Source organism: Achromobacter spanius (assembly GCF_039673305.1).
Lineage (GTDB): Bacteria > Pseudomonadota > Gammaproteobacteria > Burkholderiales > Burkholderiaceae_B > Achromobacter > Achromobacter spanius_F.
The window spans coordinates 69698-94712 of record NZ_JBDJLJ010000014.1; the positions used below are offsets into that span (position 1 = coordinate 69698).

The window sequence follows — 25015 nt, forward strand, 5'->3', positions numbered from 1 at the left end:
TTCAGTTTCCGTTAACGGCGGCCAGCGCGGCTTCGAGCGACGCCGGATCAGTGATGGCCAGGCCGGTAAGTTCGGGGTCGATGCGCTTGGTCAGGCCGGCCAGCACCTTGCCGGGGCCGCATTCGATGACATGCGTGACGCCTTGCGCCTTCATGGCGCGCAGGGTTTCAACCCAGCGCACAGGATGCCATGCCTGGCGCACCAGCGCATCCCGGATTGCCCCGGGTTCCGTGGGAGATGCCACGTCGACGTTGTTGATGACCTGTACCTGCGGCGCCGCAACGGCCACCGCGGCAAGCGCGCCGGCCAGCACATCGGCTGCGGGCTTGAGCAGGCTGGAATGGAACGGCGCGGACACCGGCAGCAGCAGCGCGCGCTTGGCGCCCGCGGCCTTGGCCAATTCGCAGGCGCGCTCGACGGCAGCCTTGTGGCCGGCGATGACGACCTGCGCGGGCGCGTTGAAATTGACGGCCTCGACCACTTCGCCTTGCGCGGCTGCCGCGCAGGCGGCGCGCACGGCATCGTCGTCCAGGCCCAGGATCGCGGCCATGGCGCCGGTGCCCACGGGCACGGCAGCCTGCATGGCATCGGCGCGCACGCGCACCAGACGCACGGCGTCCTCGAGCGCCAGCGAACCGGCGGCGGTCAGCGCGGCGTACTCGCCCAGGCTGTGGCCGGCCACGACGTCAGGCTTGCGGCCACCCGCCGCGCACCACGCCGCGTAGAACGCGACGCCGGCGGTCAGCATGGCCGGTTGGGTGTTGGTGGTCAGGTTGAGCTGTTCAGCGGGCCCCTGCGCGATCAGCGCGCCCAGGTCCTGCCCCAGCGCCTGCGACGCGCGCGCGACGGTGTCGGTGACCGCGGCCACGTCCGACCACGCATCCAGCATGCCGACTGCCTGAGAACCCTGGCCAGGAAAGACAAAAGCGATTTTCATGATTAGCGTATGGATTGATTCAGTGTCTGTGAGGAACGGCAGGCGCGCTCTCCAGGCGGGGCGGCACGCATGCCGCCTCGCCTGGGGCCAACCTTTACATGCGGGCCAGGACCGAGCCCCAGGTGAATCCGCCGCCTACACCTTGCATCAGGATGAGCTGGCCCGGCTTGACGCGGCCGTCGCGGCGCGCGGCGTCAAGCGCCAGCGGCACACTGGCCGCCGACGTGTTGGCGTGGCTGTCCACCGTGATGACGACCTTCTCGACCGGCACGCTCAGTTTGCGCGCCAGGAAATTCAGGATGCGCACGTTGGCCTGGTGCGGAATCAGCCAGTCCACATCGGCGACGTCCACGCCGGCCTCGGCGCACGTGTCGCGCGCGGAGCGGTCCAGCACGGTCACGGCCTGCTTGAACACGGCCTGGCCGTCCATGCGCAGGAACGGGTCGCCGGTCACGTCGCCATAGGCCACGTTGCCCGCCGCGCTCAGGATCTTCATCTGGCTGCCGTCGGCATGCAGTTGCGCGGCCAGGATGCCGGGCTTGTCCGATGCCTTCAGCACCACCGCGCCGGCGCCGTCGCCGAACAGCACGCAGGTGCTGCGGTCGTTCCAGTCGAGGATGCGGGAGAACACTTCGGCGCCGATCACCAGGGCGCAACGCGCGCGGCCGGCGCGGATGAAGCTGTCGGCGGTGGTGAGCGCGTAGACGAAACCGCTGCAGACGGCCTGCACGTCGAACGCGGCCGAACCCTTGGCGCCGAGATTGGCCTGCACCAGGCACGCCGTGCTGGGAAACACGAAATCCGGGGTGGACGTGGCCACCACGATCAGGTCGACTTCGGAAGCATCGACGCCGGCATCGGCCAACGCGCGGCGCGAAGCCTCGGTGGCCAGCTGGCTGGTCGTCACCCCGCGGTCGGCGAGGTGGCGCTGCCGGATGCCCGTGCGCTCGACAATCCATTCATCGGAGGTGGCGATGTCGCGCGTCGCCAGTTCCGCAGCCAGTTCATCATTCGAAACCACGCGTTCCGGCAGGAAGCTGCCGGTGCCCGCGATCACGGAATATTTCATTGCGGTATCCATCAAGCGGTGTCCCCAGCCACGTTTGGCGCCGCCGCCGAAGGGCGATCGCCTGATTGAACGCGCTTGGTAATTTGAGCGACCGTCTGAGCGGTGCGCTCCAGCAGTTTACTCACTACGGCTTCGCGGGCTCGTTGCAACGCAAAACCGAAGGCGTAAACGTCCGCGGAACCGTGGCTCTTGATGACCACGCCACGCAAGCCCAGCAATGCGGCGCCGTTATAGCGCCGGTTGTCGACCCGGTGGCGCAGGCGGTTCAGCACCGGCTTGGCCACCGCGCCGGCTAGCAGCGTGATCAGATTGCGTTTGAACTCTTCGCGAATGACGCTGGAAAGCATCTTCGCCAGCCCTTCGACGGACTTGAGCACGACATTGCCGACGAAACCGTCGCAAACGACGACGTCGACCGTGCCCTTGAAGATGTCATTGCCTTCCACGTTGCCGTAGAAGTTCAGCGGGCTGCCCCGCAGGAGCTCGGCGGCTTCCTTGACGACTTCGTTGCCCTTGATGACTTCTTCGCCAATGTTGAGCAAGCCCACGGTGGGGTTGTCGCGATGGTCCACCGCCTGCGACAGCGCGGCGCCCATGATGGCGAATTGCAGCAGGTGCTCGGCCGTGCAGTCCACATTTGCCCCGAGGTCCAGCACCGTGGTGGCGCGGCCCGTCTGGTTGGGAATGGACGTGGCGATCGCGGGCCGGTCGATGCCGTCCAGCGTCTTGAGCACATAACGTGAAATGGCCATCCAGGCGCCGGTGTTGCCCGCGGAAACGCAGGCGTCCGCGCGCCCGTCCTTGACGGACTGGGCGGCGAGGCGCATGGAGGAGTCTTTTTTGCGGCGCAGGGCGACCTCGACCGGGTCGTCCATGGTGACGACTTCGGAAGCCGCCACGATCTCAAGGCGATCGCGCGCCACGTTGCGGTGCTCGGAGAGCGCCGCTTCGATAGCATCGGGAAGCCCGACCAGCAATAGCCGGGTATCCGGAAATTGCCGGGCGAACTCGATCGCAGCCGGAATCGTGACGGGCAGACCGAAGTCTCCGCCCATACAGTCTATGGCGATGCGTATCACGGGTGCCAGGTATCAGCGCTCAGCCGAATTGGTCCGAGTACGAGTTCGGCCCGGGGGCCTTATTCGTCGGCCTTGGTCTTCAGGACCTTGCGGCCGCGGTAGAAGCCGTTGGGGCTGATGTGGTGACGCAGGTGCGTTTCACCGGTGTTGGGCTCGATGGCGGTGGACGGGCTCACCAGAAAATCGTGCGAGCGGTGCATACCGCGCTTGGAGGGGGACTTCTTGTTTTGTTGAACGGCCATGATGACTCCTAGAAACGGGGCGCATTGTACGCGAAGCGGCCCGATGTTGATCTCAATCTTTGTGCTTCAGTTGTTCCAGCACCGCAAACGGCGACGGACGCTTGACAGCGGGCTCCTCTTCAGGAGCTTCACTGACCTTGGCCTGCGCGCCCGGGCATACATCATGCTTGGGCACATACGGAATGCTCAGAATGAGCTCATCTTCGATCTGGGCCAGCAGATCAAAATGATGCGACCCCACCACCTTTTCAGGCAGGTTGGCCACAGAATCCCTTTCTTCGCCGTCGTCGTCCTCGTCGTAGCCGTCGCCTTGTTCAGCAACGGAATACCCATCGTCGAGGTCGTCTTCGGATTTGACCAGCTGCAGCAGGACTTCGCTGTCGACCGGATACGCAAACGGCGCATTGCACCGCTGGCAGATCACGACCGGATTCGCCCGCACACGCAGACGCAAAAGCGGCTGGCCCATCAAGAGGCCGATCTTGCCTTCTTCGCCGCGCACGGACCAAGTCACAAGACCGGCCTCGCCCGCAGGCTGTTCAGGCAAGCCTTCGACCGCGCGCGCAAGCCGCACCAGGGCAATGACGCCCTGCGCCTGCTTGCCCAAGCGGGCAAATGCGAAGGCATCGATGCGCTTTACATCTGTACTGGCAGTGCTGTCCGGCGTTGCCGCCGCAGTTTCCACCACAGGCGTTGCAGTCCCGGTAGCCGCGGCTTTACCCGCAGTTCCATCCGCAGTTCCACCCGTCTTTGCACCTGCCGATCCGCCTGCACCGCGGCTAGCGCCGCCAGGCAATCCCTTAGGTGTCATGTTGATGTTCCTGCAAAAATGCCGCAAAACGTTAGATAATACTGTGACTTACGTAATACCGTCAAATGCCGCATGCCTTCGAAGCCTAGCCTGATCCTCGCGTCCAGCTCTCGTTACCGTAAAGAACTGCTGTCGCGCCTGCGACTGCCCTTTGCCGCGATTTCCCCCGATGTAGACGAAACGCCACAACCCGGCGAAACCCCCGAGGCGCTGGCCTTGCGCCTGTCCGTGGCCAAGGCCATGGCGGTGGCGGCAAATCACCCTGGCTGCATCATCATCGGGTCGGATCAGGTGGCCACCATAAATGGGGAGCCCATCGGCAAGCCAGGCGATTTCCCGCGTGCCCAGGCGCAGTTGCGCGCATTGTCGGGCAAGCTTGTGGAGTTTCACAGCGCCCTGGCGGTTACCGACGGCCAACGGGTGGAAAAAGCCGATATCGTCACCCGTTGCCGCTTCCGGCAACTGCCGGATCACGCCATCGACGCCTATCTGCGCGCCGAGGAACCTTACGATACCGCAGGCAGCGCCAAGGCGGAAAGCCTGGGCATTGCCCTGATGGAAAGCATCCAAAGCGACGATCCCACGGCCATCATAGGCCTGCCCCTGATCGAATTGACGCGCATGCTCGCGAAATTCGGACTGGATCCGCTGGATGCCCCTGGAGCCCCCGCATGAGCGGCGCCCTGCACCTGATTCCCGTGAGCCTCGGCGACGCGCCGCCCGAACGCTGGCTGCCGGCCGAGGTCCGCGCACTGGCCGGCAGGCTGGACACCTACATCGCCGAGAACGCCAAGACGGCCCGCGCCTTCCTGAAGCTCATCGGCACCACCCGGCCGCTGCAGGAAATCACGATACACACGCTGACCGAAAAAGCCGACGCCGCGCAGATCAAGGCCTGGCTCGAACCCGTGAAGCACGGCGCCGAGATCGGGCTGGTTTCCGAGGCCGGCTGCCCTGCCGTGGCCGACCCCGGCGCCAAGGTCGTGGACGCGGCACACCGCCTGGGCATCGCCGTGAAGCCCTGGGTCGGCCCCTCTTCCATCCTCCTGGGCCTCATGGCCAGCGGGCTGGACGGGCAACGCTTCGCCTTCCATGGCTACGCGCCCGTGGATCCCGCCGAACGCGCCAAGCAACTGCGCGCCTGGGAGCAGCATTCGGCCCGGCACAACCAGACCCAGCTCCTGATCGAAACGCCCTACCGCAACGCCGCCATGTTCGCCACGCTGGTGGCGACCCTGAAGGGCGACACGAAGCTCTGCGTAGCTCGATCCGTCACGACCGCCGACGAATGGGTCGTCACGCACACGGTGGCCGACTGGAAAAAGCTGCCGGCGCCCCAGCTGGACAAGCTTCCCACCCTGTTCCTCTACCTGGCCCGCTGATCATGTTGCGCCTCATCTGCACGCTGCTGGCCGCGGCGGCCCTTGCGGGCTGCGCCACGCGGGGCCCCGCGGGCCTCGACCTGGACACCTCGGTCAAGGCGGTCAGCCAGAGCAGCCGCGTACGCGCCATCGTCCTGCACTACACGACCGTGGACGACGCCCGGTCGATGCAGCTGCTGTCCAAGGGGAAGGTCAGCGCCCACTACCTGGTGAACGACGCCGGACGCGCCTACCGCCTGGTCGACGAGGACCGCGCCGCCTGGCACGCCGGGGCCAGTTCCTGGTACGGCAACATTGCCATGAACAGCACTTCGATCGGCATCGAAATCGTCAATCCGGGCTGGACGGAAGGCGCGGACGGCAAGCCGCTATGGCACGCTTACAACGACCGGCAGATACGCGCGCTGACAATCCTGCTGCGCGACATCATCCAGCGCCATGGCATCGCGCCGGAAAACGTCGTGGGCCACAGCGATATCGCGCCGCAGCGCAAGGTGGACCCCGGCCCGCTCTTTCCCTGGAAGGCGCTGGCAGCGGCGGGCATCGGCCGCTGGTACGACGAAACCGGCGCGGCCGAGCACCTGGCGCGCCTGCAGGCGGAGGGCACGCCGGATGTCGCCTGGTTCCAGAAACAGCTGCAGCGGCTCGGCTATGCATGCCCGCAGGACGGCACGCTGGACCGCGCCACCATCAACACCCTGGCGGCCTTCCAGATGCACTACCGGCCGGCGCTGCACGATGGCCAGCCCGACGCGGAGACGGCCGCCATCATGCTGGCAATGCTATAGCGCAGCCGGGAAGCCGCCCCTAGGGGCGACGCCTCCACCACGCCGCCACGCGCCAGCCCAGCAGCAAGGCCAGTACCGCGGCGTATATCGCGGGTTGCGTCAGATCGTTCTTGCCCGCCTTGTGCCACCAGTAATGCAGGATCGCCAGCAGGCCGATCGCGTAGATGGCGCGGTGCAGCGTCTGCCAGCGCTTGCCCAGGCGCCGCATGGCCCACTGCGTGGAGGTGGCGGCCAGCGCCGCCATCAGGACGAAGGCTGAAAATCCCACCATGATGAAGGGGCGTTCGCCGAGATCCCCCAACATTTCCGCCGGATCGAAGCCCCGATCCCACCACACCCAGGCCATGAAATGCAGGCTTGCGTAGAAGAACGCAAAGAGCCCGCACATGCGCCGCACCCGCACCAGCGCCGGCTGTCCGGTCAGGCGGCGCAAAGGCGTGATTGCCAGCGTGACCAGCAGGCAGACCAGAGTCCAGGTCCCGGATGACCGCGTCAGGAACTCCACGGGATTCGCCGTCAGGCCGTTGTTCATCCCCAACCAGATCCAGCGCGCGAATGGCGCCAACCCCAGCAAAAACAGGAGCGGCTTGAAGCGCCCTACCGTCCTGGCCGACCACTGCGCTTTGCGCGGCGCCGAAGCCGCCTGGGGAGCACTTGCGGACATCGGCGGCGCCTCAGTAGTTCGCCTTCAGGTCCATGCCCTGATAAAGCGACGCCACCTGGTCGCCATAGCCGTTGAACACGAGCGTCTTGCGCTTGGGACTGAACAAACCGTCCTCGCCGATGCGGCGCTCGGTGGCCTGGCTCCAGCGCGGATGGGGCACATTGGGATTCACGTTGGCGTAAAAGCCGTATTCCTGCGGCGCCGCCTTGATCCACGACGAAACCGGCGGCTTTTCCACCAGGCGGATCTTCACCAGGGATTTGGCCGACTTGAAGCCGTACTTCCAGGGCACGGCCAACCTCAGCGGCGCGCCATTCTGGTTGGGCAGGACCCGGCCATAGACGCCGAACACCAGCATCGCCAGCGGATGCATGGCCTCGTCGATGCGCAACCCTTCCACGTAGGGCCATTCCAGGATCGCCGTGCGCACGCCCGGCATATTTTCGCGCTGCACGGCCGTCACGAATTCCACATATTTGGCATTGCCGGTGGGTTCGACCTGCTTGAGCAGCTCGGACAGCGAGTAACCGACCCACGGAATGACCATGGACCAACCTTCGACGCAGCGCAGGCGGTAGACGCGCTCTTCCATGGGGGCCAGCTTGAGGAGTTCCTCGATGGTGAAGACGCGCGGCTTTGCGACTTCCCCCTCCACGACGACGGACCACGGACGTGTCTGCAACTTGCCGGCATTGGCGGCGGGATCGCCCTTATCGACGCCGAACTCGTAGTAATTGTTGTACGACGTGACATCGGCAAGCGAGGTCTGCTTGTCCATCACGCTGAAGGCCGCGTTGGACTTGCCCGGCAACGCGCCCGCATCCTGGGCACGGGCGCTGCGCGCCGCCCACCCCGGCAGCCCCACGGCGGCGGCCGTCAGCCCCGCGCGCAGCATCAGCTCGCGCCGCGAACGCCATACGGCCTCGGGCGTGATGTCGGACGGAACAAAATCGTCGGGCTTGCGTATCAGCATCGTCGTCTCCGGTATGGCGCCCCCAAGGCGCCATGAGCGCGCCCCGCGCACCCCATGGACGCTGGACGACCCAATGATATTCCGCGGCGCCGGCCCGATGGCGAAAGCGCCCGTCGTTATCCGATAGACAGTCTGGCCCGGCGGACGTTCCTCGCCCGCGGGACGTCGGTGCCCTGCCTAGACGCCGGCGCCGACCCGCTGCAGCAGCCATTCGCGCACCAAAGGCACGCTGTCGAGCACCGCCTGCGGCGCACACCCCTGAAGCTCCTTCAGGGTATGCGCGCCATAGGTCACGCCCAGGCCATGGACGCCCGCATTGCAGGCCATCTGCAGATCGTGCGAGGTATCGCCGACCATCACCACGCGGGCCGGATCCACGTCCAGTTCTTGCATCAGTTCGTGCAGCATGGCGGGATGCGGCTTGCTGAAGGTCTCGTCGGCGGTGCGGGTGGCGTCGAACATCGGCCCCAGGCCGGTGGCGGCCAGCGCGCGGGTCAGGCCAACCCGGCTCTTGCCCGTGGCGACCGCCAGCCGCACATTCTGCCCCGCCAGTTCCGTCAACAGCCCCTCCACGCCTTCGAACAGGCGCAGTTCGGGATCCCGCAGGAGGTAATGCGTGCGGTAGCGTTCGAGAAAGCGCGGCAGCATCGCCTGGGTGAGTTCGGGCACCGCCCGGCGCAGGGCGCTTTCCAGGGACAGACCGATCACCCAGCTCGCGTCGGACGCCGACGGCACCGCCAGTTCCAGGTCGCGGCAGGCGCCCTGGATCGCAGCCACGATGCTGTGCGTGGAATCCATGAGGGTGCCATCCCAGTCAAAGACGACCAGCGAATACGACATATCAGACCGACTCCAGTGATTTCAGAATATTCCGGCAAGCGGGCGGCAGCTCGGCGGTAAGGGTCATGACCTCGCCCGTCAGGGGGTGGGGCAGGGTCAGGCTGTGGGCGTGCAGGAACATCCGGCCGAACCCTTGCCGCGCAAATTGCGCGCGCACGTCGTCGCTGCCGTATTTGTCGTCCCCCACGATGGGAAAGCCGCTGGCGGCCAGGTGCACCCGGATCTGGTGGGTGCGGCCGGTGCGCAGTTCGGCGTCCACCAGACTGTACCCGCCAAACCGCTGCTTGAGCGTGACGATGGTATGCGCAGCCTGGCCGTCCCGGTCCACCTTGACGCGGCGCTCGCCCGTCTGCGTGGTCCATTTGGACAGCGCCAGCTTGATGTGCTGGCGGTCGTTGACCCAATCGCCCTCGACCAGCGCCAGGTAGTGCTTGTCGCTCCTGCCCTCGCGCAGCATCGCGTGCAGCGCCAGCAGCGCGCTGCGTTTCTTGGCGACCATCAGCAGTCCGGAGGTTTCGCGATCCAGCCGGTGCACCAGTTCCAGGAACTTGGCGTCGGGACGGGCAGCGCGCAACTGCTCGATCACGCCGAACGACACGCCGCTGCCGCCATGGACCGCCACGCCGGCGGGCTTGTCCACCACCAGCATCGCATCGTCTTCGAACACGATGGGAAATTCCGCGCCCGGCACAGGCTTGGGCTTGCCGGGATCGGGCAGGCGCAGCGGCGGAATGCGGACGATGTCGCCTTCCGCGACGCGGTAATCGGCCGAGATGCGTCCCTTGTTTACGCGCACCTCACCACCGCGGATGGCCTTGTAGATGTGCGTTTTGGGGACGCCCTTGCAAAGCCGCATGAGGTAGTTGTCGAGGCGCTGGCCGGCATGTTCGGCGTCCACTTCCACCATTCGGACGGTGGGGGTGGCTTTAGAGGCGGATTCAGGGGAGGAAGTTTCTTTGCGCATTGCGGAAAGCGACATATAATCGGGACAGCCTTAAGGGGCTGAACTAGCCGCCTGGCGTAGAGATGCAACCAACACGCAACTCCGTCGAGCGCGCGGGCCGCCATTGTACTGCCTGCTCATTCAACCCCTGGGTCTCTTGGTCGCCGGCGCAACCGCGCCCTGCGGGATAGTGGTGTGGCATTCATTTTGCCCGCTGTCTCAGCAGGTCCGTTGCATGCCGCAAGCGGCTCTGAAGCACTGCAAGAATCGTCGCATATTTAAAGCACCAGCTGCGTGTAGGCAACCAATCCAACCGCAGCTGCCGTTCACAGCATCTTTTCCGTCAAACCACATTCAGTGAAGCTGACCCTCCTGCTGACAGAACCCCGTGCCCCACGGCACGACGTGCCCGCCTGACCCGCGGCGGATACGCCTGGGCGCCGCCCAGGTACGGTCCGCATCTCTTGCCCGCTTCAGCCGCAGCCCGAGTGGCCCGAGGTCACGCGCCGATATCGGCGCGTCATGACAACGGAGAAACCCTCTCATGAAGCGCATGCTGTTCAATGCGACGCATCAGGAAGAATTACGCGTCGCTATCGTCGATGGGCAAAAACTCATCGACCTTGACATCGAGACTGCCGGCCGCGAACAACGCAAAGGCAACATCTACAAAGGTGTCATCACCCGGATCGAACCCGGCCTCGAAGCTTGCTTCGTCAACTACGGCGAAGACCGCCACGGCTTTCTGCCCTTCAAGGAAGTTGCCCGCAGCTTCTTCAAGGAAGGCGTGGATGTCCGCAGCGCCCGCATCCAGGACGCCCTGCGCGAAGGCCAGGAGCTGATCGTCCAGGTCGAAAAGGAAGAGCGCGGCAACAAGGGCGCTGCCCTGACCACGTTCATCTCGCTGGCCGGCCGCTACCTGGTCCTGATGCCCAACAACCCCCGTGGCGGTGGCGTTTCGCGCCGCGTCGAGGGTGAGGACCGCCAGGAACTGCGCGACACCATGGAGCAGCTCGAACTGCCCCAAGGCATGAGCATCATTGCCCGCACCGCGGGCATTGGCCGCAACGTCGAAGAACTCCAGTGGGACCTGTCCTACCTGCTGCAGCTCTGGACCGCCATCGACGGCGCCGCGCGCGACAACTCCGCGCCCATCCTGATCTATCTGGAATCCAGCCTGGTCATCCGGGCCATCCGCGATTATTTCTCGCCCGAAATCGGCGAGATCCTGATCGACACCGACGAGATCGCCGACCAGGCCACCGCCTTCATGAGCGTGGTGATGCCGGACAACGTCCAGCGCGTCAAACGCTACCGCGACGACATCCCGCTGTTCTCGCGCTTCCAGATCGAACACCAGATCGAAACGGCCTACTCGCGCACCGTGCAGCTGCCTTCGGGCGGCGCCATCGTGATCGACCACACCGAAGCGCTGGTTTCCGTCGACGTCAACTCCGCCCGCTCCACCCGCGGCGCCGACATCGAAGAGACCGCGCTGCGCACGAACTCCGAAGCCGCCGACGAAGTGGCCCGCCAGTTGCGCTTGCGCGACCTGGGCGGCCTGATCGTCATCGACTTCATCGACATGGAAGACAGCAAGAACCAGCGCGCCGTCGAACAGCGCCTGCGTGATGCCCTCCATTTCGACCGCGCCCGCGTGCAGATGGGCAAGATCTCGCGCTTCGGCCTGATGGAACTGTCGCGCCAGCGCCTGCGCCCGGCCCTGAACGAAGGCTCGCACATCACCTGCCCGCGCTGCAACGGCACCGGCGTGATCCGCGACGCCGAGTCCAGCGCGCTGCACGTGCTGCGCCTGCTGCAGGAAGAGGCCATGAAGGAGAACACCGCGGCGGTCCACGCCCAGGTGCCCGTCGACGTCGCCACCTACCTGCTGAACGAAAAGCGCTCCGACATCACCAAGATGGAGGCCCGCCTCAAGGTCAACCTGATGCTGATCCCCAACAAGCATCTGGAAACGCCGCACCACCACATCGAGCGCCTGCGCCACGACGATCCGCGCCTGGAAGAAGTGAAGACCAGCTTCGAACTGGTTGAAGCCCCGGCCACCGACGCCCCCTGGCAGCCGCGCGAAAGCGAAGTCAAGGCTCGTCCGGAAGCGCTGGTCAAGGGCATCACGCCCTCGCAGCCCGCTCCCGTCTCGACGCCCGCAGCCCCGGCTGCGGCGCCCGCGGCGCCCGCCGCGCCTGTCGGCCTGTTCAAGCGCCTGTTCGGCTGGCTGACCGGCAACGCCGAACCCGCCAAGCCCGCAGCCCCCGCCGCCACGGAAGAAAGCGCCAAGCGTCCCGCTTCCAGCCGCGGCAAGGGCCGCAGCGGCCATGACGGCCAGGAACGCCGCGGCGAGCGCCACGGTTCGGACCGCAACCGCAATCGCCGCGGCGAATCCCGCGCCGAGGGCGCCGAAGGCACCGAAGGCGGCCGCCACCACGTGCGCGGCAACCGCCGCCCCGAAGGCGAACGCGGCGATCGCCGCAACGAAGGCCGCGCTGAACGCGACACGCAGGCCGTCCAGGCATCCCTGGCGTCCAGCCGTCCCGAGCAAGCCGTGGAACTCAATGGCGAAGACGCCGGCGCCGGCCGCAACCGCCGTCGCGGCCGTGGCCGCAACCGCCGCGAGGAAGGCCAGTCCGACGCCCCGATGAGCGAACAGGAAAGCATGGTCGCGGCCCTGGCCCAGACCGTCGCTACCGCGCTGCCCGAAACCAAGGCATCCGCCGAACCTGCCCAAGATGCCGCCGACGCCGTCGAACAGACCGCCGATGCGATCCCGGGCGCTGAAGGCGCCGAAGGCGCGGCCGATCCCGAGCGCAAGCGCCGTCGCCGCCGCAGCCGCCGCGGCCGCCGCAGCCCGGACGAGGCAGGCTTGGCCGGCAGCGACGAGCAGCAGGAAGACGGTTCGGACGAGGCCGGCGATCAGCAGGCCGAAGGCGTAGCCGACCAAGGCGAACAATCGGCCGAACAGGCTGAAACCGCCAAGGTGCAGGCCGCTCCGGCTCCGGTGCAGCAGGTAGAAGCCGCCCCGGTGCAACAGGCCGAGGCCACCCCGGCCCAGCCCGTGCAAGCCGCCGCGCAGCCGGTCCAGGCACAGGAAGCACCGGTCGAGCAGGCCGAAACCGTCAAGGCCGAGCCCGTGCAAGCCGCAGCGGAACCCGTGGCTCAGCCCGTGCAAACGGCCGCTCCCGAGGCAACCCAACCGGTCGCCGTGGAACCCGCCAGCGTGGCTTCCGTCCCGGCGACGCCGGTGCAGACGCCTGCGGAAGCGCCGGCTGTCGAGCCCGTGGTCGAGGCCCCCGTGCAAGCGGCTCCGGTTGCTCCGTCGCCCGCGCCCGTGGCGCCGGCCAACGCAGATCAGCCCATCGTGGTGCCCGCAACCGTGCCCGCGGCCAAGGCCCAGGCACTGCATGACGTGGTCAACGCCGCCGGCCTGCAGTGGGTGGAAACCGATCCGGAACGCCATGCGCAGACGCAACTGCGCATCGCCGCCGCTCACACGCCGGTCCGCCTGGGCCGCGAGCGCAAGCCCGTGGCTGCCGTTTCCAACGAGCCGCTGGTGCAAGTCGAAACGCGCCACTAAGCCGCAAGCCCGAAAGGGCTTCGGCCCGGCAGCAAACCGCGCCCCGCAAGCTGGATACCAATCCGGCTTGCGGGGCGTTTTTCATGGTGCTCGTGAATGCGGCCGGCGCCTTGACCTGCACGTTGCGTGCCGGATGCTCAGTCCACGTCCGTCCGCGTATCCGGCAGGTTCAATGCCCGCCCGGCCTCTTCCACGAAGGCCTCCGCAAGCGCGGAATGCGGCATGTGCCGCGCCCACAGGATCCCCATCCGGCGCAGCGGCGCGCGCCCCGGAAGCAGCACGCGCTTGACGCGCCGGCTGTCGAGCCAGTCCGGCGCCCAGTCCGGCACCAGGGACACGCCCAGTCCTTCGGACACCATGCAGGCGATCCCCATCAGGCCGTCGACCTCCAGGCGCTCGCGCGGCGTGATGCCATGTTGGCGCAGATACTGGTCCGCGAGACGGCCTCCCCAGACATTGCGGTCGTAGCGAATGAAGGGCTGCGTGCTCATGAGTTCATGCGCATCGTTGCTCGCGGTGCCCGGCGGAGCGAGCACCACGAGCGGTTCCTCGGTGACCAGCCTCCAGGCCAGGCCCTTGGACAGGCTGAACTGCGGCTTGACGATGAAGGCGGCGTCCAGGTCGCCATTGATCACGCGGTGATACAGATGATTGGACGTGCCCGGCTCCATGAAGACGGCAAGCTTGGGCAGGCGCCGGTACAGGCGCGCCAGCACAATCGGCATGATGCCCGTCAGCGCCGAAGCCGACACGCCCAGGCGCAACTCGCCCAGCGGGGCGTCGTCCGCGGCGCTGGCCCGAAGGTCGCGCACTTCGCGCAGCACGGACCGCGCTCGCTCCAGGACCTTGAGGCCCGCTTCGGTGGCCTTGACGCTGCGGCCCACCCGCTTGACGAGTGTGGCGCCCAGCTCCTCTTCCAGCGTGCGCACGCGCGCCGCAATGGCGGCGGGCGTCAGGTCCAGCCGCCGCGCCGCCTCGGCCAGCGATCCGCTTTCGATCACCGACACGAAGCTCTGCACATACCGAGTATCCACGGTCTCCCCTTGTTTTGACGTGCGGCTTGAACCCTGCCAAACCACAAGAATTTTATGGATTGAACCCATTAAACAGCAGATGTTCATCGGCGGGTTCGGTGCCAGAATCAAGTGTTGCCGCCGCGCCGCCGAGGTGCGCCATTCCCGTTCATTTCACACGAGTAGAGATCATGACGACCCATGCCCGCATTCCCGGCGTTTTTTCTCCGGTCCTGACACCGTTCGATGAACACCGTCGCCCGGCCCTGGGCCGCTACGTGAAGCACTGCCGCTGGCTGCGCGAGCAATCGGTCGGGCTGGCCATTTTCGGCACCAATTCGGAAGCCAACTCGCTTGCGCTCGCCGAAAAGCACAGCCTGCTGGATGCGCTGCTGGAAGCCGGCGTCGAACCTCACGCGCTGATGCCCGGCACCGGCGCTTGCGCGCTGCCCGACGCCGTGGCGCTGACCCGGCACGCGGTGCGCAGCGGCAGCATGGGCGTACTGGTCCTGCCGCCCTTCTACTACAAGGGGGTCAGCGACGAGGGCCTGTTCCGCTACTACGCCGAACTGATCGAAGGGGTGGGCGACGACACGCTGCGCCTGTACCTGTACCACATCCCGCCCGTGAGCCAGGTGCCGCTGAGCCTGGACCTCATCGGCCGCCTGCTGGACCGCTACCCCGGCATCGTCGCGGGCGTCAAGGACAGCGGCGGCGACTGGAACAATACGGCGGCCATGATCGAACGATTCGGGCCGCGCGGATTCCAGGTCTATGCGGGCAGCGAGGCCTTCCTGCTGCAGACCCTGCGCGCGGGCGGCGTGGGTTGCATCACGGCCACGGGCAACGTCAATCCCGGCCCCATCGTCGCGCTGCAGCAGCGCTGGCGGGATGCCGACGCCGACGCCCTGCAGGCCGGGCTGAACGCGACGCGCGGCGTGTTCCAGCAGTTTCCGATGATCCCCGCCATGAAGGCCGCCATCGCCTGGAAATCCGGCGATCCCGCCTGGGCCACGGTGCGTCCTCCCCTGGTCGAACTGGACGCGGCGCAAACCTCGGCGCTGAGAGCCGCGCTGGACAGCAACGGCTTCGACATGCCGGGTGCGGCCGCGCTGGCAGACGCCTGACGCGGTCGGCTCACATGCCCGCGGCCGGTCGACCTTGACCGGCCGCGCGGCGCGGCTATTGCCCCACCACGATCAGCTGACCACGCCGATATTCCAGGGAACGAATTCGTGGTCGCCCAGGCCCAGCAATTCGCTCTTGCTGCGCTCGCCCGAGGCCACCCGCAGGATCGTCTCGAAGATGCGCTGCGCCACGTCCTGCAGGGTGGCCGTGCCGTCCAGGATGTCGCCGCAATTGACGTCCATGTCCTCTGTCAGCCGTTGGTACATCGGCGTATTGGTCGCCAGCTTCAGCGAAGGCACGGGCTTGGCGCCGAACATCGAGCCGCGGCCCGTCGTAAAACAGATCATGTTGGCGCCGCCCGCGATCTGCCCCGTCGCGGACACGGGATCGAATCCGGGCGTGTCCATGAACACCATGCCCGGCTGGCGCACCGGCTCGGCGTAGCGGTACACCTGCATCAGTCCCGTCGTGCCGCCCTTCATCGAGGAACCCAGCGATTTCTCGAAGATGTTGGCCAGGCCGCCCATCTGGTTGCCCGGGCTGACCTTGCCGTTGATCTGCACGTCGCGGCCTGGCGAATACTCTTCTTTCCACCAGCGGATGCGCTGCACCAGCTTCTCGCCCACCTCACGGCTGCGGGCCCGCGAGGTCAGCGTGTGCTCGACGCCGTAGATTTCCGGCGTCTCGGACAGGATGGCCGTTCCGCCGTGGCGCACCAGGATGTCCATCGCCGCGCCCAGCGCCGGGTTCGCGGTGATCGACGAGAAGCCGTCGGATCCGCCGCATTGCAGCCCGATGGTCAGGTGCCGCGCGGGCACGGGCACGCGCGTTACGTCATTGGCCTGGGGCAGCATGGCCGTGACCGCGGCGATGCCCGCCTCGATGGTTTTGCGCGTGCCTCCGGTCTCCTGCATGATGAACGTCTGCAGGCGCGCCCCCGCCTCGAGCCCCTGGTCCTTGAGCAAGGCGTCCAACTGGTTGCGTTCGCAGCCCAGGCCGACGATCAGCACCCCCGCGAAGTTCGCATGACAGGCGTACCCGCCCATGGTCCGGCGCAGCAGGTCCATGGGCTCGCCCGACATCTCCATGCCGCAGCCCATGCCGTGGCTCAGCGCCACCACCCCATCCACATTGGGGTATGCCGCCATCAGGTCGGGCGTGAACGCGGCGGCGATGCGGTGCACCACCGTCGCCGAGCAATTGACCGTGGCCATGATGCCGATGTAGTTGCGCGTGGCCACCTGCCCGTTGGCGCGCACGATTCCCTGGAAGCGCGCCTGCTCCGATTCGGGCAGGACGGGCGTCGGCACATAGTCGCGGGCGTGGGCGTAATCCCGGTCGAACTCCTGGAAGTCCATGTTGTGCGAATGCACGTAGGTCCCGGCCGGGATGTCCGCGGCCGCAAAGCCGATGCAGACGTTGTATTTCAGGATGGGCTCGCCGGCGCGCAGGTCCCGCGCGGCGATCTTGTGGCCGGCCGGCACCTGGCTGCGGCTGACGATGCCCTCGGAGGGCACTGCCGTGCCGATGCCGATGGGCAGGCGCGCCACCACGACGTTGTCCGCGGAATGCAGCCGGATGACGGGACCGGCGGCGCGCTTTTCGGTGAAATCGATCATTTGCTTTGTCTCGGAAGGAAAGGGAAGCGTCCCGCGGAAACGCCTCCGGCGGCGTTGGCCGCGCTATTCGGGCTTGATGCCGATGTCGCGGATGAGCACCGACCAGCGTGGCAGTTCGGCGCCCACGAAGCGGGTGAAGGTGTCGGAATCACTGCCCACGATGGTGAATCCCTGTTCGCCCAGCTTGGCCTGCATGTCGCCCTGGCCCAGCGCCGTGCGGATGGATCGCGAAAGCTTGTCGACCACGGGCCGCGGCGTATTGGCCGGCGCAAAGACGCCGTACCAGGTCGAGACCTCGAAGTCCTTGAAGCCGGACTCGGCCAGCGTGGGAATCTGAGGCGCCTTGGGATCCCGCTTCAGGCTGGTGATCGCCAGCGGCCGGACCTTGCCGGAATTGATGTGGGGCAGCGCCACGGGCAGATTGGCGAACATGTAGGGCACATGTCCGCCCAGCACGTCGGCAATGGCCGCCGACTCGCCCTTGTAGGGCACGTGCGTCACCTTGGTTCCGACCATGTGCGCATAGAGTTCGCCCGCGATGTGCTGCGGGCCGCCCTGCCCGGACGACGCGTAGCTCAACGCGCCGTCGCCGGACTTGCGGATGTATTCGGTAAGTTCCTGCACGGTCTTGGCGTTGACCAGCGCGGGATTGACCACCAGGATCAGGGGCATGGTGACAACCTGCGATACCGGCGAGAAGTCCTTCTCGGGCTTGAACGGCAGCGACGGGAACAGCGAGGGCGCCACCACCATGGTGGACTGCGACCCCAGGAACAGCGAATAGCCATCGGCGGGCGAGCGGGCGACATTGTCGGCCGCAATCGTGCCGGTGGCGCCGGCGCGGTTCTCGACCACGACCTGCTGCCCCAGGCTCTCGGCCATCTTGGCGCCGACGAGACGGGCCACGATGTCCGCGCCGCCGCCGGGGGCAAAGCCCACGACCATGCGCAGCGGCTTGTTCGGGAATTGCTCAGCCATCACGGCGGACGAGGCGCCCGACAGCGCCAGGACCAGGCTGATCGTTCTTGCCATGCGCGCCATCGGACGCGCGTGCGTACAGGGGTTGTTCATTTGACGGTCTCCGTTTGCCGTCGTCGTGGTCGCCCCGGGATCCGCACGCGCCGCGGCGGACCGGAGCCCTGCGACGGCTCATTGTGTGTTTTGTGTGATGCCAGGGCATTCTGGCCATTGCACTCCGCACCAACAAGTACGCGGACACGCCGTCAAAACATAATATTTTTGTGGTGTGGGCCTGGCGCGGCGTAAACCGCGCGCAAAAAAAATCCACCCCTTGGGGTGGATTCAACGGATTCGTCCGCGCCGCGGGCCCTCGACGCAGAGGGCCGCAACGCAAGGCGCGGCGGAATCAGAACTGGTACGTGTAGGTCAGCTGCACCACATCCAGACCCGGGTTCGGGCGCTTGATGCTGGCGTTCGAGAAGTGCGAATAGCGCACGCCGATGCGGTTGTTCGGCGTCAGCAGGAAGCCCAGGCCGACGTGGTCGCCGAACTGGAACGCCGTGCTGATGTTCTCGTTGGCGAAACGCGTGCTGGAGAACAGCGTGGCGCCGATGCCGGCTTCGATGTAGAAACGTTCGCCGGTCCACCAGCGGAACATCGGGATGGCGCTGAATTGCCAGACGTGCCCCGGCGAGCGCGAGCCATCAGCCTGCCAGTACGAGGCGCCGAACTCCGGCGTCAGGTCCAGCCGGCCCCAGTTGCCGCCAAATTGATAGGTCCAGAGCGAGGCGGTCTCGTAGTTCAGCGTCAGGCGCTGGTAATGGTCGCCGATACCGTAGTGCAGGCTTACGCCGCCCTGCGTGCCCTCGGACGACTGGGCGCTTGCGATGGTGGCGGCTCCCGCCAGGGCGAGGCCGGCAAGGCGCGTAAGCATTTTCTTCTTCGTCGACTGCATTGGAATAACTCCATGTATTTCTGGACTAACGGGGAACCATAGCAAAATCCGGATCAGCTGGCTCAATACATGTCGCAATATGACAACAATTCAGACTGAAAAACACTGTTCCGAAAACCACGCGATTCGATGTGCCCAATCGCGTCGGGGCCGTGATAGCAAGCCGCATGCCCGCAAAACAAAATGCCGCCCGCAGCCCGAGGCTGCTGGCGGCATCCACGCAGCGGCCGGAAGGCGGCAGTCGCCGCGCCGGCGCGCATCTGCATGATCAGGCAGTGACCACGTCGGCCGGCTGATTGTTCAGGAGGGCCAGCAGGCGGGCGATTTCCTCGCGCAGCTGGCGGCGGTCAACGACCATGTCGATCGCGCCCTTCTGCAGCAGGAATTCGGCGCGCTGGAAACCTTCGGGCAGCTTCTCGCGCACGGTTTGTTCGATAACGCGGGGGCCGGCAAAACCGATCAGCGCCTTGGGCTCGGCGATGACCACGTCGCCCATGAAAGCGAAACTGGCCGACACGCCGCCCATGGTGGGGTCGGTCAGGACGCTGATGAACGGCAGACCGGCCGCCGCAAGACGGGTCAGCATGGCGTTCGTCTTGGCCATCTGCATGAGCGACAGCAGGCTTTCCTGCATGCGCGCGCCGCCGGAGGCCGCCACGCAGATGAACGGCGTCTTGTTGTCCAGGGCGGCCTGCGCGCCGCGCGCGAAGCGCTCGCCCACGACCGATCCCATGGAACCGCCCATGAATTCGAATTCAAAGCAGGCCAGCGTGGCGGGCACGCCGCGGATCGAACCGCTCATCACCACCAGCGCGTCGGACTCGCCGGTGGCCTTGACGGCCTCTTGCAGGCGTTCGGGGTACTTGCGGGTGTCCTTGAACTTCAGCGTATCAACCGAACGCGTGGTCTGGCCGATTTCCACGCGGCCTTCCATGTCGAGCAGCGAATCGATGCGGGCGCGAGCCCCGATCCGCATGTGGTGGTCGCACTTGGGGCAGACGTGGAGATTGGCTGCCAGGTCTTCGCTATACAGCACCGATTCGCACGACGGGCATTTCACCCAAAGGCCTTCGGGAACGCGGCGGGCGCCGCTGTCGCTGGTTTTATTGATGCGAGGAGGCAGGAGTTTATCGATCCAGCTCATTGATTTTTCATCCCGTTTGAAGTCGCGCCCGGCCGCTCAGGCCGACGCGTTCTCTCGTTTTACTTGGTCCAGCGCCTGCCGGATGGTCCGCAGCCAGCCGCTGGCGGCGGCGACTGCGGCGTCGGTTTTCTGGCCGGCGGGCGCGTCGGCGGCCGCCTGTTCCATGGTTTCGATCAGTTTGCTGCCGATGACGACCGCGTCGGCGGCGCGCGCCACGCGCTGGGCGCTTTCGGCGTCGCGGATGCCGAAGCCCACGCCCACCGGAATGTCGCGCACATGGCGGCGAATCAGGGCCACGCGTTCGGCCACATCGTCCGTATTGAGCGAGCCTGCGCCCGTCACGCCCTTGAGCGACACGTAATAGACATAGCCGCGCGCCACGCCGGCGACGGCCTTGATGCGCGCCTCGGTGGACGTGGGGGCCAGCAGGAAGATGGGGGCAATGCCGTGCTCGCCAAGGGTGGCGGCGAAGTCAATGACCTCTTCGGGCGGATAGTCCACGACCAGCACGCCATCCACGCCGGCCTGGCCGGCCCGGCGGGCGAATTCGGACTGGCCCATGCGTTCGATCGGGTTGGCGTAGCCCATCAGCACCACCGGGGTGGCGGCATCGCGCTGGCGGAATTCGGCGACCAGATCGAGCACGCGCGACAGCCCCACGCCCTGCGCGATGGCACGATCGGCGGCGCGCTGGATCACCGGGCCGTCGGCCATCGGGTCGGAAAACGGCACGCCCAGTTCAATGACGTCGGCGCCGGCGTCAACCAGGGCGTGCATCAGGGGAACGGTGGCGGCCGGGGAAGGATCGCCTGCGGCGATGTAGGGAATCAGGGCCGCGGCGCGGCCGGATTCTGCGGTGCGCGCGAATGCGGCGGCGATGCGATCGGTGCGAGTTGTCATGGTGTTAGAGCTCGATACCGGCACGTTCGGCGACGGTATGCATGTCCTTGTCGCCACGGCCCGACAGATTGACGAGGATCACGGCATCGCGCGGAAGCGTGGCCGCCATCTTCACGGCCTGGGCGATGGCATGGGACGATTCCAGCGCGGGCATGATGCCTTCGATGCGGCAGCAATCGTGGAAGGCCTTCAGGGCTTCGTCGTCGGTGATGCCGACGTACTCGGCGCGGCCCGAGTCCTTGAGCCAGGCGTGCTCGGGGCCGACGCCGGGATAGTCCAGGCCGGCGGAGACGGAATGCGTTTCCTGGACCTGACCGTCGGCGTCCTGCATGACATAGGTGCGGTTGCCGTGCAGCACGCCAACCTGGCCCGCGGCCAGCGACGCGGCGTGCTTGCCGCTGTCCATGCCTTCTCCGGCGGCCTCGACGCCGATCAGGCGCACGTTCTCGTAGGGAATGTAGGGATGGAAGATGCCCATGGCATTGGAGCCGCCGCCTACCGCCGCCACGACGTAGTCGGGCTGGCGGCCGATGGCCTCGGGCATCTGGGTCAGGCATTCATTGCCGATCACGGTCTGGAAGTCGCGCACCATGCGCGGATAGGGGTCGGGCCCCGCCACCGTGCCGATGATGTAGAACGTGTTCTCGATGTTGGTGACCCAGTCGCGCATGGCTTCGTTCAGCGCGTCCTTCAGGGTGCGCGAGCCGGACGTGACCGGCACCACCGTCGCGCCCAGCAGCTTCATGCGGTAGACGTTGGAAGCCTGGCGGCGGATATCCTCGCTGCCCATGTAGACCACGCATTCCATGCCGTAGCGGGCCGCCACCGTGGCTGTGGCCACGCCGTGCTGGCCCGCGCCGGTTTCGGCGATGACGCGCGGCTTGCCCATGCGCTTGGCCAGCAGCGCCTGGCCGATGCAGTTGTTCACCTTGTGGGCGCCGGTGTGGTTCAGGTCTTCGCGCTTGAACCAGATCTGGGCGCCGCCCAGCAGGTCGGACCAGCGGCGGGCGTGATACACCGGGCTGGGCCGGCCGACGAAATGCTTGAGTTCATAGTTGAACTCTTCCAGGAAGGCGGGATCGACACGGCAATGGTCGTAGGCCGCGCGCAGCTCATCGAGCGCGTGCATGAGCGTTTCCGCCACGAAAACACCGCCATAAGGCCCGAAATGGCCCTTGTCATCCGGAAAGTCGTAAGGTTTCACCAAGCATCTCCCCCGGCATCGCGGCAGGCCAGTGCCGGCCGCAAATCCGGTTTGCAACCCGTCATTTTACCTGACGCGGGCGGCGGCGGGGCAGCGCCCGCCCCTGGCCCGCGCCCCTGCCCCTCAGAGCGACTGCCCCATGCGGCGCAGGAAGGTCTCGCACGCGGCGAGCTGATCCACGGCCACATATTCGTTCGGCTTGTGGGCCTGCTCGATATGGCCGGGGCCGCACACCACGGTGGGGATGCCGATGCCCTGGAACAGGCCGGCCTCGGTGCCGTACGCGACCTTGCGCGTGGCGCGGTCTTCGGTCAGGGCGCGCACCAGCTGGGTGATGGCGGCTTCTTCCGAGGCCTCCAGGGCGGGCGCCGCGGCGCCGGTCTCGATTTCGATGCTGGCGCCGTCGAATTCGGCTTTCATGCGCGGCAACAGCTCTTCGCGCACGTATTTTTCGACTTCCGCCTGGATCGCGTCGGGCTGCATGCCCGGCAGGTTGCGGAATTCATAGGTGAATTCGCACAATTCCGGAATGGTGTTGACCGCGATGCCGCCACGAATCTGGTTGGTGGTCATCGTGGAGAACGGCACGTCGTAGAACTGGTCGTACGGGCCGTTGGCCTTGAAGCTGTCGGCCAGGTCCCGGATACGGCAGATGAGGCGCGCGGCGTATTCGATGGCGTTGCAGCCGCGGGGCGTCAGCGACGAATGGGCGGCCTTGCCGTGCACCTTGCAGCGGAAGAGATTGATCCCCTTGTGGGCCACCACCACCTGCATGCCCGTGGGCTCGCCCACCACGCAGCCTTCGGGGCGGATGCCGCGTTCGTGCAGGTCGGCCAGCATGTAGGGCGCGCCGGCGCAGCCGACTTCCTCGTCGTAGGAGAACGCCAGGTGAATCGGCTTCTTGCGCGGCATGGCCAGGAATTCCGGCACCAGCGCCAGCGATCCGGCGATGAAGCCCTTCATGTCGCAGGCGCCGCGCCCATAGAGCAGCCCGTCTTTTTCGACGAGCTTGAACGGGTCCGTGCTCCAGTCCTGGCCATCCACGGGCACCACGTCGGTGTGGCCCGACAGGACGATCCCGCCCTGCTGGTTGCCGTCCTGCGCGGGCAGCGTGGCAAACAGGTTGGCCTTGGTGCGCTCGGGGTTGTGCGCCAGCCATGCGTCGACGCCCTGGCCCTTGAGCCAATCACGGACGGTTTCGATCAGGGCAAGATTGGAATTGCGGCTGGTCGTGTCAAAGCCAACCAGCGTTTCCAGCCAGGTGCGCGCGTTCATGTCACTACTCTCTTGGGGAAAAGGTGCAGTGTAAAGCCAGGAAGCGGCCGCGTCCCGGGCGTCGGGGGCAACTAGCCTAGAATGGCGCCCGGATTGAAAACGCCCCCAAGGAGAAAACGTGCAGCACAAAGCAGTCCCCACGCGCAACATCGTGGCAGCAGTGATAGGCAACGCCCTCGAATGGTATGACTTCCTGGTGTTCGCATTCATGACGCCGATCATCGCGAAGCTGTTCTTCCCCACGGACCCCAGCATTCCCGGCAGCGAACTGAACGCCATCCTCATGACCACCGCCATCTTCGGCGTCGGCTTCTTCATGCGCCCGGTCGGCGGCATCATCCTGGGCCTCTACGGCGACCGGAAAGGCCGCAAGTCCGCCATGGTGCTGGTGACTTCGCTGATGGCCGTGTCCATCGCGCTGATCACGGTCGCCCCGACCTACCACGCCGCCGGCATCCTGGCGCCCATCTTCATCCTCATCGCGCGCCTGCTCCAGGGCTTTTCGGCGGGCGGCGAATTCGGCACGTCGACCGCGCTGCTGATCGAGATGGCGCCCAACGGCAAGCGCGGCTTCTATGGCTCGTGGCAGATGGCGGGCCAGATGCTCGCGCTGCTGATCGGCGCGGCCTGCGGCACGCTGATCACCGAGTTCTTCACCGAGCAGCAGATCGCCGACTGGGCATGGCGCCTGCCGTTCGCCCTGGGCCTGGTAATTGTCCCCATCGCGATCTATATCCGCCGCAACGTCGACGAAACCGACGCCTTCAAGCAGATGAAGGAAGACGACCGCCAGGCCGCCGCGCGCGGCGAGGTCAAGCGCCTGAGCCTGGGCCAGATGCTCAAGACCCACACGCGCGAAACGCTGATTGGCGTGGGCCTGGTCGTGACGGCCACGGTGTCCATCTACATCACCTTCACCTACCTGGTGACCTACTCGACGCAGATCCTGAAGCTGCCGCTGAACCAGACCTTCCTGGTGCAGATGGTGGGCGCGGCGCTGATGGTGCTGATGACGCCGTTCATGGGCGCCTGGTCGGACCGCATCGGCCGCCGTCCCCTGGTGATCGGCTCGCTGATCGGCTACCTCGTGGTGCTGTACCCGCTGTATTTCTGGCTGTCGGATGCGCCGTCGATCGGCCGCCTCCTGACCGTGCAGGTCGTGGTGTGCCTTTTCGTGTCGGCCTTCTTCGGCGTGTTCAGCACCGTGATGGCCGAGCTGTTCCCCGCCCGGGTGCGTTCGGTTGGCCTGTCGCTGGCCTACAACGTGGCCGTGATGATTTTCGGCGGCTTTGCGCAGTTCATCGTGACGTGGCTGATCAAGACCACCGGCTCGCCGATGGCACCGGCCTACTACGTGATGTTCGGCGTAGCCCTGGGCCTGGTCGCCGCGTTTTACATGCGCGACCGCGCGCATGAGGACCTGGAGCACTGAGTTCCGGGCCTGAAAAGCCCGGACCGGTCGGCCCTGCCCGGCCGCCGGGCTGTGGCGGAACGGCT

General features: G+C 66.4%; 23 protein-coding genes. 6 read left to right on the top strand and 17 right to left on the bottom strand.

Annotated features, from left to right (window positions below; all coding sequences use genetic code 11):
* Position 1: 1 nt before the first annotated feature.
* The 5 genes from fabD to ABE485_RS14240 form a co-directional block, all read right to left on the bottom strand.
* On the bottom strand, positions 2-937 hold the full coding sequence (gene fabD, locus ABE485_RS14220) for an ACP S-malonyltransferase (protein ID WP_346515926.1): 936 nt from the start codon (positions 935-937) through the stop codon (positions 2-4).
* Positions 938-1031: 94 nt separating this feature from the next.
* Positions 1032-2018, bottom strand: a complete 987-nt coding sequence (locus ABE485_RS14225; protein WP_346515985.1) for a beta-ketoacyl-ACP synthase III — start codon at positions 2016-2018, stop codon at positions 1032-1034.
* Positions 2018-3085, bottom strand: a complete 1068-nt coding sequence (gene plsX, locus ABE485_RS14230; RefSeq protein ID WP_346515927.1) for a phosphate acyltransferase PlsX — start codon at positions 3083-3085, stop codon at positions 2018-2020. Before plsX ends, ABE485_RS14225 begins: the two co-directional genes overlap by 1 nt.
* Before the next feature lie 59 nt (positions 3086-3144).
* A complete protein-coding gene (gene rpmF / locus ABE485_RS14235) occupies positions 3145-3327 on the bottom strand; it encodes a 50S ribosomal protein L32 (RefSeq protein WP_006223822.1) in 183 nt (60 codons plus the stop codon).
* Between the two features lie 52 nt (positions 3328-3379).
* On the bottom strand, positions 3380-4012 hold the full coding sequence (locus tag ABE485_RS14240) for a YceD family protein (RefSeq protein ID WP_346515986.1): 633 nt from the start codon (positions 4010-4012) through the stop codon (positions 3380-3382).
* Positions 4013-4210: 198 nt separating this feature from the next.
* Here ABE485_RS14240 and ABE485_RS14245 point away from each other — a divergent pair, with 198 nt between their 5' ends.
* Genes ABE485_RS14245 through ABE485_RS14255 form a run of 3 tightly spaced genes read left to right on the top strand, consistent with a single transcriptional unit; the run spans position 4211 to position 6308 of the window.
* Positions 4211-4813, top strand: coding sequence for a Maf-like protein (locus ABE485_RS14245; protein ID WP_346515928.1), 603 nt, complete (start codon positions 4211-4213; stop codon positions 4811-4813).
* Entirely contained in the window at positions 4810-5520 is a 711-nt protein-coding gene (locus ABE485_RS14250; protein WP_346515929.1) for an SAM-dependent methyltransferase, read from the top strand. The genes ABE485_RS14245 and ABE485_RS14250 overlap by 4 nt, the downstream gene beginning before the upstream one ends.
* Positions 5521-5522: 2 nt before the next feature.
* On the top strand, positions 5523-6308 hold the full coding sequence (locus tag ABE485_RS14255; RefSeq protein ID WP_346515930.1) for an N-acetylmuramoyl-L-alanine amidase: 786 nt from the start codon (positions 5523-5525) through the stop codon (positions 6306-6308).
* A gap of 19 nt (positions 6309-6327) precedes the next feature.
* On the opposite strand, the gene msrQ is transcribed toward ABE485_RS14255, so the two are convergent.
* From msrQ to ABE485_RS14275, 4 genes are all read right to left on the bottom strand, one after another.
* Positions 6328-6972, bottom strand: a complete 645-nt coding sequence (msrQ, locus tag ABE485_RS14260) for a protein-methionine-sulfoxide reductase heme-binding subunit MsrQ (RefSeq protein ID WP_346515931.1) — start codon at positions 6970-6972, stop codon at positions 6328-6330.
* 10 nt (positions 6973-6982) lie between these two features.
* Positions 6983-7945 carry a protein-methionine-sulfoxide reductase catalytic subunit MsrP gene (gene msrP, locus ABE485_RS14265; protein ID WP_346515932.1) on the bottom strand — a complete coding sequence of 321 codons (963 nt, stop codon included), beginning with the start codon at positions 7943-7945 and terminating at the stop codon, positions 6983-6985.
* A 177-nt stretch (positions 7946-8122) separates the two neighbouring features.
* Positions 8123-8785, bottom strand: a complete 663-nt coding sequence (locus tag ABE485_RS14270) for an HAD family hydrolase (RefSeq protein WP_346515933.1) — start codon at positions 8783-8785, stop codon at positions 8123-8125.
* Position 8786: 1 nt separating this feature from the next.
* The gene (locus tag ABE485_RS14275) at positions 8787-9749 is read right to left on the bottom strand and encodes an RluA family pseudouridine synthase (protein WP_346515934.1); all 963 of its coding nucleotides are present in this window, start codon (positions 9747-9749) and stop codon (positions 8787-8789) included.
* A 523-nt stretch (positions 9750-10272) separates the two neighbouring features.
* On the opposite strand from ABE485_RS14275, the gene ABE485_RS14280 reads away from it, so the two are divergent.
* On the top strand, positions 10273-13320 hold the full coding sequence (locus ABE485_RS14280) for a ribonuclease E/G (RefSeq protein WP_346515935.1): 3048 nt from the start codon (positions 10273-10275) through the stop codon (positions 13318-13320).
* Positions 13321-13457: 137 nt separating this feature from the next.
* On the opposite strand, the gene ABE485_RS14285 is transcribed toward ABE485_RS14280, so the two are convergent.
* A complete protein-coding gene (locus tag ABE485_RS14285; protein ID WP_346515936.1) occupies positions 13458-14354 on the bottom strand; it encodes a LysR family transcriptional regulator in 897 nt (298 codons plus the stop codon).
* A 170-nt stretch (positions 14355-14524) separates the two neighbouring features.
* Between ABE485_RS14285 and ABE485_RS14290 the strand changes: the two genes are divergently transcribed.
* Entirely contained in the window at positions 14525-15460 is a 936-nt protein-coding gene (locus ABE485_RS14290) for a dihydrodipicolinate synthase family protein (RefSeq protein WP_346515937.1), read from the top strand.
* A gap of 72 nt (positions 15461-15532) precedes the next feature.
* Here ABE485_RS14290 and ABE485_RS14295 read toward each other — a convergent pair whose 3' ends face one another.
* The 7 genes from ABE485_RS14295 to argE all read right to left on the bottom strand — a co-directional run bounded on the left by ABE485_RS14295 (position 15533) and on the right by argE (position 23518).
* Entirely contained in the window at positions 15533-17080 is a 1548-nt protein-coding gene (locus ABE485_RS14295; RefSeq protein WP_346515938.1) for a UxaA family hydrolase, read from the bottom strand.
* A gap of 63 nt (positions 17081-17143) precedes the next feature.
* Positions 17144-18151 carry a Bug family tripartite tricarboxylate transporter substrate binding protein gene (locus ABE485_RS14300; protein WP_346515939.1) on the bottom strand — a complete coding sequence of 336 codons (1008 nt, stop codon included), beginning with the start codon at positions 18149-18151 and terminating at the stop codon, positions 17144-17146.
* A 295-nt stretch (positions 18152-18446) separates the two neighbouring features.
* Positions 18447-18995: an acyloxyacyl hydrolase gene (locus ABE485_RS14305; RefSeq protein WP_346515940.1), complete on the bottom strand. Its 549-nt coding sequence runs from the start codon at positions 18993-18995 to the stop codon at positions 18447-18449.
* 268 nt (positions 18996-19263) lie between these two features.
* Positions 19264-20139, bottom strand: a complete 876-nt coding sequence (accD, locus tag ABE485_RS14310; protein WP_346515941.1) for an acetyl-CoA carboxylase, carboxyltransferase subunit beta — start codon at positions 20137-20139, stop codon at positions 19264-19266.
* 36 nt (positions 20140-20175) lie between these two features.
* Positions 20176-21039, bottom strand: a complete 864-nt coding sequence (trpA, locus tag ABE485_RS14315; protein WP_346515942.1) for a tryptophan synthase subunit alpha — start codon at positions 21037-21039, stop codon at positions 20176-20178.
* Between the two features lie 4 nt (positions 21040-21043).
* Positions 21044-22243 (bottom strand): tryptophan synthase subunit beta, encoded by a 1200-nt coding sequence (gene trpB, locus ABE485_RS14320; RefSeq protein ID WP_346515943.1) that lies wholly within the window; start codon positions 22241-22243, stop codon positions 21044-21046.
* A gap of 123 nt (positions 22244-22366) precedes the next feature.
* Complete coding sequence (gene argE, locus ABE485_RS14325) at positions 22367-23518, bottom strand: acetylornithine deacetylase (protein ID WP_346515944.1); 1152 nt, start codon at positions 23516-23518, stop codon at positions 22367-22369.
* Positions 23519-23636: 118 nt separating this feature from the next.
* On the opposite strand from argE, the gene ABE485_RS14330 reads away from it, so the two are divergent.
* Positions 23637-24950, top strand: a complete 1314-nt coding sequence (locus ABE485_RS14330; RefSeq protein WP_346515945.1) for an MFS transporter — start codon at positions 23637-23639, stop codon at positions 24948-24950.
* The last annotated feature ends 65 nt before the right edge of the window (positions 24951-25015 follow it).